General features: G+C 67.1%; 14 protein-coding genes. 2 read left to right on the top strand and 12 right to left on the bottom strand.

All coding sequences use genetic code 11. The features are described from left to right. Positions 1-59: 59 nt before the first annotated feature. Complete coding sequence (locus tag AC3WQZ_RS21035; RefSeq protein ID WP_492301186.1) at positions 60-3,563, bottom strand: pyruvate carboxylase; 3,504 nt, start codon at positions 3,561-3,563, stop codon at positions 60-62. 200 nt (positions 3,564-3,763) lie between these two features. On the opposite strand from AC3WQZ_RS21035, the gene AC3WQZ_RS21030 reads away from it, so the two are divergent. Continuing rightward, positions 3,764-4,060: a hypothetical protein gene (locus AC3WQZ_RS21030; protein ID WP_439668696.1), complete on the top strand. Its 297-nt coding sequence runs from the start codon at positions 3,764-3,766 to the stop codon at positions 4,058-4,060. A gap of 127 nt (positions 4,061-4,187) precedes the next feature. On the opposite strand, the gene AC3WQZ_RS21025 is transcribed toward AC3WQZ_RS21030, so the two are convergent. The 6 genes from AC3WQZ_RS21025 to AC3WQZ_RS21000 all read right to left on the bottom strand — a co-directional run bounded on the left by AC3WQZ_RS21025 (position 4,188) and on the right by AC3WQZ_RS21000 (position 10,665). Beyond that, positions 4,188-4,907 carry a glycine-rich domain-containing protein gene (locus AC3WQZ_RS21025; RefSeq protein ID WP_010808936.1) on the bottom strand — a complete coding sequence of 240 codons (720 nt, stop codon included), beginning with the start codon at positions 4,905-4,907 and terminating at the stop codon, positions 4,188-4,190. A 53-nt stretch (positions 4,908-4,960) separates the two neighbouring features. Then, complete coding sequence (locus AC3WQZ_RS21020; protein WP_492301183.1) at positions 4,961-8,368, bottom strand: bifunctional diguanylate cyclase/phosphodiesterase; 3,408 nt, start codon at positions 8,366-8,368, stop codon at positions 4,961-4,963. 147 nt (positions 8,369-8,515) lie between these two features. Next, positions 8,516-8,680 carry a YciI family protein gene (locus tag AC3WQZ_RS21015; RefSeq protein WP_176844228.1) on the bottom strand — a complete coding sequence of 55 codons (165 nt, stop codon included), beginning with the start codon at positions 8,678-8,680 and terminating at the stop codon, positions 8,516-8,518. Between the two features lie 23 nt (positions 8,681-8,703). After that, entirely contained in the window at positions 8,704-9,144 is a 441-nt protein-coding gene (locus tag AC3WQZ_RS21010) for a nuclear transport factor 2 family protein (protein WP_492301182.1), read from the bottom strand. Next, positions 9,137-9,856, bottom strand: coding sequence for an ABC transporter ATP-binding protein (locus AC3WQZ_RS21005; protein ID WP_010808940.1), 720 nt, complete (start codon positions 9,854-9,856; stop codon positions 9,137-9,139). Before AC3WQZ_RS21005 ends, AC3WQZ_RS21010 begins: the two co-directional genes overlap by 8 nt. 2 nt (positions 9,857-9,858) lie before the next feature. Further along, positions 9,859-10,665 (bottom strand): ABC transporter ATP-binding protein, encoded by an 807-nt coding sequence (locus tag AC3WQZ_RS21000; protein ID WP_010808941.1) that lies wholly within the window; start codon positions 10,663-10,665, stop codon positions 9,859-9,861. A gap of 89 nt (positions 10,666-10,754) precedes the next feature. On the opposite strand from AC3WQZ_RS21000, the gene AC3WQZ_RS20995 reads away from it, so the two are divergent. Continuing rightward, positions 10,755-11,897, top strand: a complete 1,143-nt coding sequence (locus tag AC3WQZ_RS20995) for an RNA-guided endonuclease InsQ/TnpB family protein (RefSeq protein WP_246840210.1) — start codon at positions 10,755-10,757, stop codon at positions 11,895-11,897. On the opposite strand, the gene AC3WQZ_RS20990 is transcribed toward AC3WQZ_RS20995, so the two are convergent. From AC3WQZ_RS20990 to AC3WQZ_RS20970, 5 genes are read right to left on the bottom strand one after another with little or no spacing between them, the layout of a single operon-like run. Next, positions 11,818-12,765, bottom strand: coding sequence for a branched-chain amino acid ABC transporter permease (locus AC3WQZ_RS20990; protein ID WP_010808943.1), 948 nt, complete (start codon positions 12,763-12,765; stop codon positions 11,818-11,820). The two genes, AC3WQZ_RS20995 and AC3WQZ_RS20990, sit on opposite strands and share 80 nt — an antisense overlap. Before the next feature lie 2 nt (positions 12,766-12,767). Beyond that, positions 12,768-13,655: a branched-chain amino acid ABC transporter permease gene (locus AC3WQZ_RS20985; RefSeq protein WP_010808944.1), complete on the bottom strand. Its 888-nt coding sequence runs from the start codon at positions 13,653-13,655 to the stop codon at positions 12,768-12,770. 29 nt (positions 13,656-13,684) lie between these two features. Further along, positions 13,685-14,839, bottom strand: a complete 1,155-nt coding sequence (locus AC3WQZ_RS20980) for an ABC transporter substrate-binding protein (protein ID WP_492294173.1) — start codon at positions 14,837-14,839, stop codon at positions 13,685-13,687. 36 nt (positions 14,840-14,875) lie between these two features. Then, a complete protein-coding gene (locus tag AC3WQZ_RS20975) occupies positions 14,876-15,793 on the bottom strand; it encodes an NAD(P)-dependent oxidoreductase (RefSeq protein WP_439668694.1) in 918 nt (305 codons plus the stop codon). A gap of 11 nt (positions 15,794-15,804) precedes the next feature. After that, positions 15,805-16,797, bottom strand: a complete 993-nt coding sequence (locus AC3WQZ_RS20970; protein WP_010808947.1) for a Bug family tripartite tricarboxylate transporter substrate binding protein — start codon at positions 16,795-16,797, stop codon at positions 15,805-15,807. Between the last annotated feature and the right edge of the window lie 32 nt (positions 16,798-16,829).

Below are 16,829 nucleotides of genomic sequence, written 5' to 3'. Positions count from 1 at the left end.
GAAGTGGCGGACGGTTCGCTGCAGGATGCAAATCGGAGCCTGCGCCCTGCCGGCCAACGTCAGCCCTTCAGTTCGATCAGCAGATCCTTCGCCGCCACGCGATCCCCCTGCTGAACATGGACTGCGGCGATCTCGCAGTCCCGCTCCGCCGCGATATGGGTTTCCATCTTCATCGCCTCCAGCGCCAGCAGCGTCGTGCCCGCGGCCACGCGCTGCCCCGGCTGCACCGCCACCGTCACGATCGAGCCCGGCATGGGCGCGGCGACATGCAGCGGATTGTCGGGTTCGGCAACCGGACGGCCATGGCGCGCTGCCGCCGCTTGCGTGGTGCTGCGCTGCTCGACCAGCGTGGTGCGCGACTGCCCGTTCAGCTCGAACTGGACCTTGATGACACCCTCTTCGGCATCGGGGTGCGTGCCTTGCAGCGAGACCAGCAGGGTCTTGCCGGCAGCGATGTCGATCGCCACTTCTTCCTGCGGCTGCAGGCCGTACAGGTATGCCGGCGTGGGTATCACCGAGGTGTCGCTGTAGTTGCGCACATGCGCGTGGTACTCGCCGGCCTGCTTCGGGTACATCAGGTACGAAGCCAGCTGGCGGTCGTCGAGCGGCTGCTCGCACGCCGCTTCGGCCGCGGCGCGCGCCGCGTCGAGGTCGACCGGCGGGATCTGGTCGCCGGGCCGGTACGGCACGGGCGGCTCGCCGCGCAGCACCTTGCGCGACAGTTCCGCGGGGAAGCCGTCCGGCGGAAAGCCCAGCTCGCCCTTGAACAGCGACACCACCGATTCAGGGAAGGCAGTCTCCCTGGCGGGATCGCACACATCGGCGGCGCTCAGGTCGTTGGCCACCATCATCAAGGCCAGGTCGCCGACCACCTTGGACGTCGGCGTCACCTTGACGATGTCGCCGAACATCTGGTTGACCTCGGCATAGGCCCGCGACACCTCGGTCCAGCGATGCTCGATGCCGAGCGAGCGCGCCTGCTCGCGCAGGTTGGTGTACTGGCCGCCGGGCATCTCGTGGCGGTACACGTCGGCGGTGCCGGCGCGGATTTCGGATTCGAACGGCGCGTAGTAGCGGCGCACCCCTTCCCAGTACATCGACGCCTCGTGCAGGCGCTCCAGGCTGAGGCCGGGATCACGCTCGCTGCCGGCCAGGGCCGCGGCGATGCTCGACAGGTTGGGTTGCGAGGTCAGCCCGCTCATGGCGTCGAGCGCGCCGTCGACCGCATCGCAGCCGGCCTCGATCGCGGCCAGCGCCGAAGCGGCCGAGATGCCGCTGGTATCGTGGGTATGGAAATGCACCGGCAGCCCGGTCTCTTCCTTGAGCGCCCTGACCAGTGCCGCCGCGGCCTGCGGACGGCAGATGCCGGCCATGTCCTTGATGCCCAGCACGTGCACGCCGGCCTGCTTCAGCTCGCGCGCGATGCCTACGTAGTACTTCAGGTCGTATTTGGCGCGCGACTTGTCGAACAGGTCGCCGGTATAGCAGATCGCGCCTTCGCACAGCGCGCCGCTCTCGCCGACAGCATCGATCGCCACGCGCATGTTGCGCACCCAGTTCAGTGAATCGAACACGCGGAACACATCCACGCCGGCGCTGGCCGCCTGGCGCACGAAGAAACGCACCACGTTGTCCGCATAATTGGTGTAGCCAACCGCGTTGGAGCCGCGCAGCAGCATCTGGAACAGCACGTTGGGAACGCGCTCGCGCAGTTGCTCAAGGCGCTGCCACGGGTCTTCCTTGAGGAAGCGCAGCGCCACGTCGAAGGTGGCGCCGCCCCAGCACTCCAGCGAGAACAGCTGCGGCAGTTCGCGCGCATAGAACGGCGCGATCGGCAGCATGTCGGCGGTGCGCATGCGCGTGGCGAACAGCGACTGGTGCGCGTCGCGCATGGTGGTATCGGTCAGCAGCACCTGCTTCTGCTCCAGCATCCAGCGCGAGAACTTCTCCGCGCCCAGCTCGCGCAGCCGGTCGCGCGTACCGTAGGGCAGCGCGCCGCTGGTGTCGAAGGCGGGCAGCACCGGTGCGGGCAGCGGCAGCGATGGCAGCGTGCGGCCGCTCATCTCCGGGTGCCCGTTGACGCTGACCTCGCCCAGGTAGCGCAGCAGCTTGGTGGCGCGGTCCAGGCGCTTGGTGAACGCCAGCAGTTCCGGCGTCAGGTCGATAAAGCGCGTGGTGACGTCGCCGGACCGGAACGCGGGATGGTTGATGACGTTCTCGAGGAACTGCAGGTTGGACGCGACGCCGCGGATGCGGAACTCGCGCAGCGCGCGGTCCATGCGCCGGATCGATTCGGGCGCGGTCGGCGCCCAGGTGGTGACCTTGACCAGCAGCGAATCGTAGTACGGCGTGATCACCGCGCCGCCGTAGGCGGTGCCGGCGTCCAGGCGCACGCCGAAGCCGGCCGCGCTGCGGTAGGCAGTGAGGCGGCCGTAGTCCGGCAGGAACCCGTTCTCCGGGTCCTCGGTGGTGATCCGGCATTGCAGCGCGTGACCGTTGAGCGAAATCGCTTCCTGCACCGGCACGCCCGCGGCGCGCACGACGATCTCGCCGTTCTCATTGCGCGTGTTCTCGGTCATGCCGAGATGGCCGCCTTCGGTCACGCGGATCTGCGCCTTGACGATATCGATCCCGGTGACCATCTCCGTGACCGTGTGCTCGACCTGGATGCGCGGATTGACCTCGATGAAGTAGAACTGGCCGGAGTCGGCATCCATCAGGAACTCGACCGTACCGGCATGCGTGTAGCCGACCGCGCGCATCAGCCGCAGGGCCGATTCGCACAGCGCGGCCCGGCCGGCATCGTCGAGGTATGGCGCGGGCGCCCGCTCCACCACCTTCTGGTTGCGCCGCTGCACGGTACAGTCGCGCTCATAGAGATGCACGAGGTTGCCGTGCGTGTCGCCGAGCACCTGCACTTCGACATGGCGCGCGTTGCGCACCAGCTTCTCGACATACACCTCGTCGTTGCCGAACGCAGCCAGCGCCTCGCGCCGCGCCGCGGCGAGCGCCCCCTCAAGGTCCTGCTCGCTTTCCAGGACCCGCATGCCGCGTCCGCCGCCGCCCCAGCTTGCCTTGAGCATCAGCGGATAGCCGATGCCGGCGGCGAGGCGCTTGCACGTGTCCAGGTCATGCGGCAGCGGATCGGTTGCCGGCATCACCGGCACGCCCGCGTCGATCGCCGCGTTGCGCGCCGCCACCTTGTTGCCAAGCTTGCGCATGACCTCGGGCGACGGGCCGATCCAGCGGATACCCGCGTCGATCACGGCCTGCGCGAAGTCCGGGTTCTCTGAAAGGAAGCCATAGCCCGGATGAATGGCGTCGACCTTCGCCTGCCTGGCAATGCGCAGGATATCGTCGATGTCGAGGTAAGCCGCCAGTGGCTTCTTGCCCTCGCCGACCAGGTAGCTCTCATCGGCCTTGAAGCGATGGAGCGCAAGCCGGTCTTCCTTCGAATAGATTGCCACCGTGCGCACGTTCATCTCGGCGGCCGCGCGCATCACGCGGATCGCGATCTCGGAACGGTTGGCAATCAGCAGGGAGCGGATAGGGGCGTAGTCCATGGGATGCAGGGAAGCGAACCAGCCGCGCGCAACCGCCACGGCAGGATCAGGTGATCGGGGATGCAGCACGGGCGCAAGGCTTGCCCGGGCTGCTAGTCGTATTGGGCAAATGGGACGTGCGAGTCCATCCAGTCATAGTGCGCCGATGCAGCGGCCCACGCCCAGTTGGCCCGCTTTGGCGACTGCTGGTCCCGATCGCCATGCTCGCTTCGGTTCTGGCCGGCAAGTGGCTGATCGCCGTCCCCGGCAAGCTCGCGGCTGTGCGCGCGGGCTCCGATTCTTCCGTAGTACATCGTGGTGCCTTCCTCATCAAGACCAGGTTCGCCTGCCCACGACGCAGCGCGATGCAGGGCGACGGCAGGTTTGCAGGCACGATGAAATACGCGCCCGTCCCGTCCTGCTGCCGCAAGAACCGGGCCACGGCCGGTTCATGCACCATCCCTTTGATTTGGCAGAAGATTTTCTTCCGAGGCAGGCCTAACGAATTTCAGAAATGAAATTTTTCATTTCATGGGTGCCGCGGCCAATGCGCGATGCAGCACCTGTGCCTCGCGGCAACCGGGAGGGCCGGCGTGGGCAACGTGGCCAGGCTGACGACGCCCGCCCGGCCACGAATGCAGGCCTTCAGCAGGCCGCGGCCTGGGGCGAAGCCAGTGCGCAGTATGCGGGGGCGCCGGCCGTGGCAATGCGGGCGCAGTACGCCGGCTCTTCCGCCCTGGCGATACGTGCGCAATACGCGGGCTCTTCCGCCCTGGCCATGCGCGCGCAGTACGCAGGTTCGTCCGTCCTGGCGATGCGTGCACAGTACGCGGCCTCTTCCGCCTTGGCCATGCGTGCGCAGTACGCGGCCTCTTCCGCCTTGGCCATGCGTGCGCAGTACGCCGGTGCCTCCGTCCTGGCAATGCGTGCGCAGTACGCGGGCTCGTCGGCCGCTGCCCGGGCACAATATGCGGCAGACGTCAGCGGGCTGCCGAATTCGCGCATGCTCAGCGCATCGCTCGCAGCGGCCATTTGCAGGAGGCGGGCCTCGTCCTCCGGACCGTCGATGCCAACGTAGGGGTCATGGTGAAGGACATAGCCGAAGATGCGCTCGCAATCGCTCGCATAGCGCCTGGTGTCCAGGATGTGGGCATGCCAGAAGGCATCCACCTGCTCGCTGGGGACGGCGGGCGTGTCCGGATGCTTCGCCGCCAGCTTGAGGAATTGCCGGTAGCCGCTCTCCGCCTGCTCCAGCGATTCCGGCGACCAATGCGCATGCTTCTGATGCAGCAGCTTGGCCTTCATCCTGGAAAAGTCCAGGGCGTCGATGGCCTGCCACATGATTTCAATAGTACGGTCCTGCATGATCTAGCTCCCTGTTATTGGACTGCTTAAGCACGCACCGGACTGACGGGCAGTCAGGCGCGCATCGGTTGCGGTCCATGCTCGAGAGCGGGACCGTTCTCCATGCGGCTGGCCAGGAAGGCAGTGATCTTCGCCGGCGGCAGCGGATGGCTGAAGTAGTAGCCCTGCACTTCGTCGCAGCCTTCGCGGCGCAGGAACTCGAGTTGCACCTCGTTTTCCACGCCTTCGGCGACCACTTCGAGGCCAAGCCGGTGGCCAAGGCCGATCACCGCGCTGGTAATCTGCGTGTCGCTGCGGCTTTCCGGTATGTAGCGGACGAAGCTGCCGTCGATCTTGACCGTATCGATCGGGAAGCGGCTCAGGTAGGCGAGCGAGGAGTAGCCAGTGCCGAAGTCGTCGATCGCCAGCCGGACACCGGTGCGCTTCAGGCGCGAGAGCCAGCTGGACGCCTGTTCGGCATCGCGCATGACCATGCTCTCGGTGAGTTCAAGCTCCAGCAGGTTGCCGGGCAGCCCGGCTTGCCGCAGGGCATCGATGATGGTCAGCCTGAGCGACTTGTCGGCGAACTGCCGTGCCGAAAGATTGACTGAAACACGCACCGGCGGCAGTCCCTGCGCGCGCCATGCGGCATTCTGCCGGCACGCTTCGCGCAGGGCCCAGGCACCGATCTCGACAATGGCGCCGCTCTGCTCCGCGAAGGGAATGAAATCTCCGGGCATGACCAGGCCGAGTTCCGGGTGGCGCCAGCGGATCAGTGCCTCGACCGCCGTGCACGCTCCCGACGCGAGCGCAATGCGCGGCTGGTAGTAGAGGATGAATTCGTCCTGCTCGAGCGCGCGGTGCAGGTGCGACTCCATGTCGATGCGCCGCTGCAGCGACGCGCTCATGCCCCGGCAGTAGAACTGGTAGCCGTTCTTGCCGAGCTGCTTGGCACCATACATGGCCAGGTCGGCATGCTTGAGCAGGGTCTGCCAGTCGCTGCCGTCCTCGGGGAAGGAACTGATGCCGATGCTTGCCGTCATGCGCAGTTCCGACTCGTTGACGACGAAGCCTGGCGCGAGCGCAGCCTGGATCCGGGCAATGGTCCGGTCCAGGATCGTCGAATCGCCCTTGGGGTCCAGCAGCACGACGAATTCATCGCCGCCGAAGCGGGTGATCAGCTCCACCTCCTCCAGGCTGCCGCGCAACCGGTCGGCCATCTCGCGCAGCACGATGTCGCCGGCATTGTGGCCGATGGTGTCGTTCACGACCTTGAATTCGTCCAGGTCCACGAAGATGACATGCAGGGCCTGGCCGCTGGCGCGGGCACGGGTCAGCGCCTGCTCGAACTCGGCCTTGAACATGAGGCGGTTGGGCAGCCCGGTAAGGGCATCGTGATTGGCGATGAAGCGCAGGTTTTCCTCGGCCTGGCGCCGCAGCAGGAAGTGCCCGGTCTGATTGGCAATGCCGCTCGCCATCGCGAGCGCATGCGTATCGGGGCTGCGCTTGCTGCGGGAATAGAGTTCGACCACGCCGAGGCTCACGTGGCCCCGGCTCAGCGGGAAGGCGAACACCGTCCGGATACCGCCCGCGTCGAGCCACCTGGCTTGCGGATGCCGGGCCATCGCGCTGCGGCTTGCATACCATTGCGGCGCCGGCAAGACCGCGGCGCCGGCCGGCCCTGCAGGGCGCTCGGCGAGCCACGGCTGCAGCGTCTTGACGCGGGCCAGGTAGACCGGCGGCAGCTTCAGCCCCTGGCAGTCATCGCCCGGCCAGAAGGCACCGGCCTCCCAGTCCATGCCTTCGAGCAGCGTGTGGACAATCCCCTCCAACACCTCGATCTCGCTGGTGGCGGTGGCCAGGTGCAGGGCAATCTGGTGTTCCTGCGTCCTGGCCTGCTCGGCGGACCTGCGCTGGCTGATGTCCTGCGCGGTGCCCCGCAGCACTGCGCTGTCCGCCGCTCCATGCGCGTGGCCGATCAGGTGCAGCCAGCCCCGGCGTCCGCGCCGCGACCGGTACGGGCACTCGAACTCGAACGGCTGGCGATCCTGCAGGGCTGTCCGCATCCTTTCCCGCAGCACGGCGCGATGGCCGGCGTCGATCGCCTGGAACAGCGCTTCCGGAGTCGGCTTGTCGCCGCGCAAGCCTAGCAGGCGCGCCATTTCCTGGGAAAAGTGCGCGATGTCCTGGTCCAGGTCGATGCGCCAGTCGCCCAGGTGGGCAATCTGCTGCGCCTCGGCAAGCGCGGCCTGGCTGTCGCGCAGGCTGTGCGTCATCTGGTCGGCCACGGCCACGGCGCGCGCGCGCGAACTCGACAACGCGTAGGCCAGCCACCCCAGCAGCACGCTGATGATCAGGCCGGAAATCACCACCAGCCCCGGCAGGTAGCGCTGCGGACCACTGATGGCCTTGGCATCGGCAGCAAACGCAATCACCCAGCGCCGTCCGCCGAAATTCCGCACCACGCTCTTGGCCAGGTCATGCTGGCCCGGGGCCGCCTGGGCGTCCGCCAGTGCGGTCGCGCCATGCGCGGCACTGGCGTGGACGGTGCTGCCGCCAGCAACCCGGCTGCGTTCCCTGGCCGCCAGGCCGGTCACGCTGTCATAGAGCAGGTTGGCTGCAGAGAGCGGAACCGCCGCCTGCGCGAAGTCTCCGGCATCATGCACGCGGAACCGGATCCGGCGCAGGTTCTCATTGCTGACCAGGTCCTTCAGCAGGTCGTCCACCCGGATCCCCGCGCCAACCGAGCCGACATAGGCGCGCCGGCGCGCTTCCACGGAATCCAGGTCGGGCACCTTGCGGTACACCGGCAGGCGCAGCGCGATGCCCACATGCGGGTTCTTTGCCTCGCTGAAGATCAGGCGCCCGCTGCTGACTGGCTGCCCGGTATCGCGCGCGCGTTCCAGCGCGGCCAGGCGGCGTGGCTCGGCGCCCATGTCGATGCCGATCGACGCCAGGTTGAGGGCGAGCGGTTCGACATAGGTCAGCACGAAATGCCCCGGCCGCTGGCCGGGAGGGCGGACGTTGAACGTCACGCCGGCCTCGCGCAGGATCGGATCGCTGCGCTGCCGGGCGACAAAGGCGTCGATCTCGGCCGCCGGCACGTAGGGCGCGTAGTTCAGCGTCTGGAAACCGGGATAGCGCTGCGGCAGGTTCAAGCCGCTGACGAAATCGCGAAACTCGCCGCGCGAGACATGGTCGCTGGCGCCGAACAGCGCCTGCATGGTCACCAGAACATCGGTATAGAGGCGGATCCGTGTATCGATCTGCTGGATCACGTCGCCGGTATCGTTCTCAAAACGCAGGCGGACGTCCTTCTCAAGCAGGTCGGTGCAGAACGCATAGACGACAGCCGTCGTCATCACGCCAAGCAGCAAGGTGCCCGCGGTGATGGTGCGCGACCCAAGGCGTCCAAGCGGACGCAGCGCGCGCGCAAGCGTCTGGCGCAAGATTGTTTCCCCCCGGATGTCGATGGCAACCATGCGGCTGAACGGCCGTCACCAACGACTGATGCTAATAGTGCACTTATTGGCTGGGGTTCTATGCGAAACCCACGCTCTTATATGTCTTAACAATCTATAACAAGCGGGGAAAAACGGGCCCTGATTTTCGTGGCACAAACCCCCAACTTAAGTGGGGTGGCAGTTCTGCGAGATATGGACATGAACATTCAGGTTCAGCCCCAGGGTGGCAAGTGTCGCGCTGCGGTGCGCGTCATGGCTTGCCAGCCGGCGCGGCAGCGCGTCGGCATGGTCCGGGCAATGGATGATGACGTACGTGTCGTCCGGGTCCATCGGTGCTGCTCCGCATGCTGCCGTCAAGAGGCTACGGGCACGGGCGGCGCGCTCGCGGCCGGCATCGGCGTCGAGGCCCAGGCCAGCATCTGCCACGCGCCCTGATGGCGCCTCCACACGCTGAGAAAGCGGTTGTCGAGCGTGCGCTCCGTCCCGTCGACCACGGCCCTGAGCAGGGCCTTGCCCTGCATCACGGCCATGTCGCCGTAGACCGCCTGCCCCACCTCCGCCAGGCTCGCTTGCAGGTAGCGCACCCGCCCGCTGCGGATCGAGCCAAGGTACTCCGCCTTGCTCTCGCGCAATGCCGAGGAGTGCGTATAGGAAAGCTCGTCGGCCAACAGGGCATCGAGCGCAGCCAGGTCGCCGGACAGCATGGCGCGATAGCGCGCCTGATCGGCTTGCGTGAGTGCGGCAAGGTCCGCGGGTTCGCCCGATGCCATCGTCGTGGTCTCCAGGTCAGCCATGAAGGTAAGCCTTCACCAGGGTCTTGTCGTTCAGCAGCGCCTGCCATTCGCCGCGCCGGACTTCATGGATCACGCGCCCCACTGACAGCACGTAGGCGCGATCCGTCATGTCCGCGGCGATCGCCACGCTTTGTTCGACCAGCAAGATGCTCAGCCCGCGCGCGCGCAGCTGGTTCAGCACCGCCAGGATCTCCTTGACGATGCGGGGCGCCAGGCCGGTGGTGAGTTCATCCATGATCAGCAGGTCGGGCTGGAGCAACAGCGCGCGCGCGATCGCCACCATCTGCTGCTGCCCCCCGGACAGCAGCCCGACCGCGCTGTCGGCACGTTCGCGCAGCAGCGCAAACAGATCGCATACATCGTCATAGGTGTAGCGCAGCGCGCCGCCGCGGGCGCGCTTGCCGGCCTGCTCGGCCAGGCGCAGGTTGTCGCGCACCGACAGCTCGGCAAACAGGTTGCGGTTTTCCAGCACTACGCCGATGCCATGCCTGAAGCGGCGATGCCCGGGGACATGGCCGATCTCCGCCCCGTCCTTGACGATGCTGCCGGCCATCGGCCGGATCAGGCCGGCCAGCGTGCGCACCAGCGCGGTCTTGCCGGCGCCGTTGGCGCCCACCACCGCCACCGCCTCGCCCGGCGCGACCGTCATGTCGACATCGTGCAGCACCGGCACCGCGCCGTAACCGGCGCGCAGGCCTTTCACGTTGAGCATGGTCAGACTCCCAGATAGGCTTCACGCACGCGCGGATCGGCCTGCACCTCGTGCAGCGCCCCGCTGGCGATGATTTCACCGTAATAGAGGACATGGGCCGTACCGCAGATCGTCATCAGCCCCATGTCGTGCGAGACCAGCAGGATGGTCATGCCCTCCTGGTGCAGGCGCACGATCCATGCGCGCAGCAGTTCGATCTCTTCGCTGTTCAGCCCCGACGACGGCTCGTCCAGCAACAGCAGTTCCGGATTGCCGATGCAGGCACGCGCCAGTTCGACGATGCGCCGCTGGCCCGCCGGGAGGGTGCCGGCCCGGTGCTGCAGCAAGCGCTCCAGCCCGAATTTGCCGGCGCATGCCAGCGCGGCGTCGTGCATGGCCGCCAGCTCGCGGCGCGACGCCGGCGTGCGCAGCATCGCCTGCAGCACGCCAGCGTGGGTGGCCTTGTGGCAGCCTGCCATCAGGTTCTCGAGCACGGTCATGTGCTCGAACACCTGTGGCGTCTGGAAGGTGCGCACCAGGCCGGCGCGGCTGCGCTGCTGGACGGTGTCGGCGGTGATGTCCCGCCCCGCCAGCGACACCTTGCCCCCCTTCGGGCGCAGAAAGCCGGAGACGATATTGAAGCAGGTGGTCTTGCCGCTGCCGTTCGGACCGATCAGGCCGACGATATGGCCGGCCGGCACGTCGAAGCTGACATTGCGCAGCACCTCCAGCCCGCCGAAGCTGTGCGCGACCGCGTCGAGGCGCAGTAATGCCTGCGCCGGGCGCACGGCTTGTGGCGCCGCGCCAAAAGCAGGAACGGGATGGTTCATCAGACTTGCTCCGAAAAACCTCGCCCTTCAGGGCGGGGAGTGAAAGGAGTGCTGCCGGCAGCAAGCAATCCCAAATTAGAATGACCGGCATGCCTCTGGTCTATCGCTACCGGGTGAAGTCGCTGAACGGCCTGCTCAATCAGCAGAGCCGCGCGGTGAACTACGTCTGGAACTTCTGCAATGACACGCAGAAGCACGCGCTCAAATGGGGCAAGAAGTGGCCCACGGGTTTCGATCTGAACGTGCTGACGACCGGCAGCAGCAAGGAACTCCGTATCCATTCCGGCACAATCAACGCGGTTTGCGAGCAGTACGCCAAGTCGCGTAGCCAGCACCGCCGGCCGTGCCTGCGCTATCGCGGCCGCAAGTCGCTCGGTTGGGCACCGCTCAAGGGCCGGGATCTCAAGCGCTCGGGCGACGGATTCCGCTTTGCCGGCAACACGTTTCGCGTGTTCAGCTTCCGCCCCCTTCCCGAGGGCAAGATCAAGGACGGCACCAATTTCTCCCGCGATGCGCGAGGCAACTGGTTCCTGAACATCGTGATTGAAGTTGCCGACACCCAGGCCCGCCCCCCGGAACGCGGCGTCGGCATCGATCTTGGCTTGAAGGACCTTGCCCCGCTGTCCACCGGCGAAAAGGTCGAGAATCCGCGCCACCTTGGCCGACTCGAGCAAGCGCTGGCCAAGGCGCAGCGTGCGCGCAAGAAACGACAGGCCACGAACCTCGACGCGCGCATCAAAAATGGGCGGCGTGACTTTCTGCACAAGCTCTCGCATCGCATCGTGCGGGACTTCGACTACATCGCGGTGGGGAATGTGAACGCCGCCGGCCTCGCCAAGACCAGCGTGGCGAAGTCCGTCCTCGATGCGGGCTGGTCGTCCTTCCGCACAATGCTCGCGTACAAGGCGATTGTGCATGGCGCGTGGTACGAGGAAGTCGACGAACGTTTCACCACCCAGGTTTGTTCTTCGTGCGACGCGATGCCGCCGGAGACGCCGAAAGGTATCGCAGACCTTGGAATAAGGCAGTGGGTATGCAGTGGATGCGGTGCTGTACATGATCGCGATGTGAACGCTGCGCTAAATGTCCTTGCCCGATCGGGACATCGATCGCCTGCAGAGGGAATCTCCTCCCTTTCGGGAGGGGAGGATGTCAACTTGCCGCCTTCAGTCCGCGCATGCGCTGCAGCGCACCAGCGATGCCGCCCGTCATCCCGCCGGGCATCAGCGTGACCACCAGCACCAGCACCGCGCCGAACAGCACCTGGTGGAAATCCCCCAACCCGCTCAGCAGTTCCGGCACGAGCGAGACGAACAGCGCACCAAGGATCACGCCATAGGTGGAGCGGGCACCCGCCACCACCGGCACCAGCAGAAACACGATGGAGCGCTCCACCGTAAAGCTCTGCACGCTGACGAACGACACATAGTGGGCAAACAAGGTCCCGGCCAGCGAGCCCAGCATGGCCGACAGCACGAACATCGAGGTCTTCAGCCGGTGCATGTCCACGCCCAGCACCTGCGCCGCCGGCGCGGCATCACGCATCGCCCGCATGGCCAGGCCCGGGCGGCCCTTGACCAGGTTGTCGACCAGCCACAGCAGCACCGCGAGCAGCGGCCAGACGAAGTAGTAGTAGCGCTCCGGGGTGTCCAGCACATAGCCGAACCAGGACAGCTTGGGAATGCCGCCGATTCCCAGCGTGCCGCCGGTCAGCCAGTCCCACTCGAAGAACAGCACGTTGGCGATGCTTCCCACCGCCAGCGTCGCCAGCGCCAGGAAGAAGCCGCCCAGGCGCAGCACCGGCACGCCGATGGCCGCAGCCAGCGCGGCGCTAATGACGAGTCCGGCGGCCGCACCGGCCAACGCCGGCCAGCCCAGCGCCGTGGTGCAGTACGCCGAGGCATATGCGCCGATGCCGTAGAACGAGGCCTGCGCCAGATTGACGATGCCGCACTGCCCCAGCAGCAGGCCCACGCCGAGGCCGCCCACGGCCAGGATGGCGGCGAAGTTGAGCAGGTCGACGTGGTGCCGCGACAGCAGCTGCCCGGCCGCCACCCACAGCAACACGCCAGCCAGGATGAACGCGCGTGACGGGTTCATGGTTATCCTCCCTTGCGCCCGGCCCGGCCCAGCACGCCGTTGGGCAGCAGAATCATGATGACGATCAGGATCGACAGCGCGATCACGTCGCGATAGCCAGACGGGAAACCCACCACCGCCAGCGATTCCGCCAGGCCGAGCAGCAGGCCTCCCGCCACGGCCCCGAGCGGATTGCCCAGGCCGCCGAGAATGGCCGCGGCAAAGCCCTTCAGCGTGAGGCCGATGCCCATCTGGTAGTTCATCGACAGCAGCGGCGTGACCAGCACGCCGGCGATCGCGCCGAACCCGCCGCCGAGCAGGAACGTGTACGTGCGCATGCGGCGCACGTTGATGCCGGTGGTGGTGGCGCCATCCGGATCGAGCGAGGCAGCGGTCATGGCCAGGCCCGCCAGGGTCCTGGTGTAGAACAGGCGCAGCGCACCGACCAGCAGCACCGCAATGCCGGTCAGCGCCAGCGCATGCACGGGCGTGGTAGCGCCGAACAGCTCCACCACCCCCTCCCCGCCGAGCGCCGGCAGCAGGTGCGAATCCCGGCCGCCGAAGTAGAGCGCCGCGGCCGACAGCGCAAAGGCCAGGCCAATGGTCAGCAGCAGGAAGCTCTCTTCGCCGGCGCCGCGGCGCAGCATCGGCCGCACGAACAGCACGTCGATGGCCAGGCCGCTGACGGCACCGGCGGCAATGCCGCCGGCAATCGCCAACGCATATGGCAGGCCCAGCGCCTTCAGCGCGAACACCGCCACCAGCGCGCCGATCACCGCGAACTCGCCCTGCATCGCATTGACGATGCGCGTGCCCTTGAAGATGATGGCCATGCCCACGCCGATCAGCGCGTAGACAAAGCCATTGGTGATCCCGGACAGGATCGCCTGGAATACGAGGGTAGTGGACATACCAGCTCCTTTCCCGCGAGCGTCGCAGGCTATGGTTTGGCCTTGTAGGGCAGCCGCTCGAACCGGCCGTTCTGCAGCTTCGAGTACGTGAAGCCGGCCAGCGTCATGCCGCCCATGTCGGGCGCGGCGAAGTCGTAGCCGCTGGTGACGCCCTGGTAAGGCCGGCGCAACGCGCTGCACAGCTTGTCGCCCGGCGCATCGGCACCGGCCGCCTTCAGGCCCGCGGCCAGGGCCATGACCGCATCCCAGCCCACCGCCGAGAAATGCTTGGGCAGCTTGCCGTACTCCTTGCGGAAGGCCTCGACGAATTCCTTCTGTCCCGGCAGCGGGTCTTCGGACACGATGAACTCGGGATGGATGATGTTGTCCGCGGCCTCGCCCATGGCCTTGACGGTCTCGTAGGTAGCCGTGCCATGCACGGAGATGACGGGAACGCCGACCTTCAGCTGGCGCACGTTGCGGAACGGCGCGGGCGAGGTCGAGATGACGATGATGGCATCCGGCTTGGCCGCCTTGATCTTGGCCGCCTGCGTGGTGACATCGGTGGCGGCGATCTCGAACTTCTCCACCTGTATGAAGCTGACGCCGTACTCGCGATCCAGCGTCTTCAGGCTGGTCCATACCACCTGCCCGTAGCCCGAGTCATGCAGCACGCCGACGCGCTTCAGGCCGTTGTCGCGCGCATAGGCCAGCACGGCACGCGCGTTGAGCTCCTGCGACGGCGTCAGGTGGAACACGCAATGGCGTTCGCGCTCCACCGCGGGCCCCAGTCCCGAGAACGAGAACAGTGGCACCTTCTGCGCCTGTGTGATGCCGCCGATGGCAACCGTCTGGGCAATGCCCGATGGCCCGACGATGGCGCGAACCTTGTGCGTATGGAGCAGCGCGTTCGCCTTGGCGACGGCGGAATCCGGGCTGGAGCCGTCGTCTTCGACAATCATTTCCAGCGGCCGCCCGCCAATACCCCCACGGGCATTGACGACCTTCTGCGCCAGCAGCGCGCCTTCGCGCTCGGCCTGGCCCACGGCGGCAAGGCCGCCGGTGATCGAGAACAGGCCGCCGATGCGGACCGGTTCGGCGCCGGGCGTGCCCTGGGCCAGCACCGGCGGCATCGCCAGGACCAGGGCAAGCCCGGCGGCGGCAAACAGGGCGCGCGGCGCCCGGGTGATCGGGTTGTGGTTCATGTCTCCGTCCTTGTTGTAGGTATCGGGTTGGCCCGATTACACTGCGCCGGGCACGCCTGCCCACTCGAGCACATCGGCCAGCGCGGCGATGTCGAGATGGCCCTGCCGGCGCTGCTGCATCAGCGCCAGGTATTGCCGCACCAGCGACGACATCGGCAGCGCGACCGCGTTGTCGCGGGCCACCGCCAATGCCAGGTCGAGGTCCTTCACCACCAGCGAGATCGGGCCGACGGCGGCGTAGTCGCGCTGCTTGAGCTGCTCTGCCTTGGTGCGGTAGTGGGCGCTGCCGACGATGCTGTCGTTGATCGCATCGACCATCAGCGCGCGGTCCAGCCCGGCGCGCGCGCCGAAGGCCAGCCCCTCGCCGATCACCGCGGTGCTCATGAACACCATCATGTTGATCATCAGCTTGATGACGCGGGCCTCGTCCGCGCCGCCCACGTATGACTGGCGCGCGGTCAGGCACGCGAGGACGGGCTGCACCGCGTCGAAGGCCGGCCGCGGCCCGGATACGAAACAGCTCAGCTGCGCGCTCGCCGCCAGCGATACCGTGCCCGACACCGGCGCGCGCAGAAAAGCGGCGCCGCGCCGCGCGAGCGCGGCAGCCACCTCTGCCGAGGCATCGGGCGAGACCGTGCTCATGTCGACAAAGACCTTGTCCGCCGTCGCGGCGCCGGCAACGCCGCCGGAGGCCAGGAACAGGTCGCGCAGCCCGCCATCGTCAAAGATCGTTGAGAACACCACATCCGAGTCCGCCACCAGTGCCTGCGCGGCAGGCGCCACTGCCGCCCCTGCGGCGGCCACCGCCTCGCACTGCGCCGGCACGCGGTCAAAGACCGTGAGCCGGTAGCCGGCTTTCAGCAGGTTCAGGCACATCGGTCGGCCCATGGCACCAACGCCGATCCATCCAAGCCGCGGTGATTGCACCGCGTGCGCGTTGCTTGTGTTGATCATGGCCCGCCCCCCTACTCGACCCTGACGCCGGACAGCTCGACCAGCTTGCGCGTCTGGCGCGTCTGCGTCTCGATGTACTGCGAGAACTGCGCCGGGCTCAGCTTCATCGGCACCATCCCCTGCGCGGCGAAGTGCTTCTCGACGAAGTCCTTGTCGTCCAGGATCTCGCGGATGGTGGCGTTCAGCTTGTCGACCACCGCGCGCGGCACCTTGGCCGGGGCCAGCACGCCGTAGACGGCCGAGATGTCCATGTCCTTGTAGCCGGCCTCGGCAAAGGTGGGCACCTGCGGCAGCGCGCGCGTGCGCTTGTCGCCGCTGACGGCGAGCACCTTGAGTTTCTTTGCCGCAACAAAGCTCTGGATCGTCGGCAGCGCCGGGAAGGTCATCAGGATCTGGCCGCCGACGACGTCTGCCACCGCCGGCGCCGAGCCCTTGTACGGCACGTGGACCAGGTCGGTGCCGGCCAGCTTGTTGAACAGCGCGCCCATCAGGTGCGGCTGGCTGCCGCTGCCGAACGAGCCGTAGCTGAGGGCTTGCGGACGGCCCTTGGCATATGCGGCCAGGTCCTTGACGCTGTCCACCGGCAGGCTGCCCGAGACGGCCATGACGAGCGGCACGTAGCCGATCGTCGCCACCGGGGCAAAGTCGCGCGCGACGTTGTACGACACCGACGGCAGCACCACCGGGTTGAGCACGAAGGTGGCATCGTTGGTCAGCAGCAGCGTGTAGCCGTCGGGCTGCGCCTTGGCCACCGCGTCGGCGCCGATCACGGTATTGGCGCCGCTCTTGTTTTCCACCACCACCGGCTGGCCCAGCTTCTCGGACATGCGCTGCGCCAGTTGCCTGGCGATGATGTCGGTGGTTCCGCCCGGTGCGTAAGGCACCACCATGCGGATCGGCTGCGCGGGATAGGTCTGCGCCAGTGCGGCGCCCGTGCCTGCCAGGCAGGCCAGGCCGAAGGCTGCGGCACGCAGCGCGTGGGTCGTATGAAATTGCCAGGACATAGGGTCTCCATCCATTGTCTGTGTCGACGGTG

The sequence above is a fragment of the Cupriavidus sp. FW305-26 genome, from assembly GCF_058787975.1.
The sequence above is the reverse complement of the archived record's forward strand: the minus strand, read 5'-3'. Positions and strand labels throughout refer to the sequence as shown.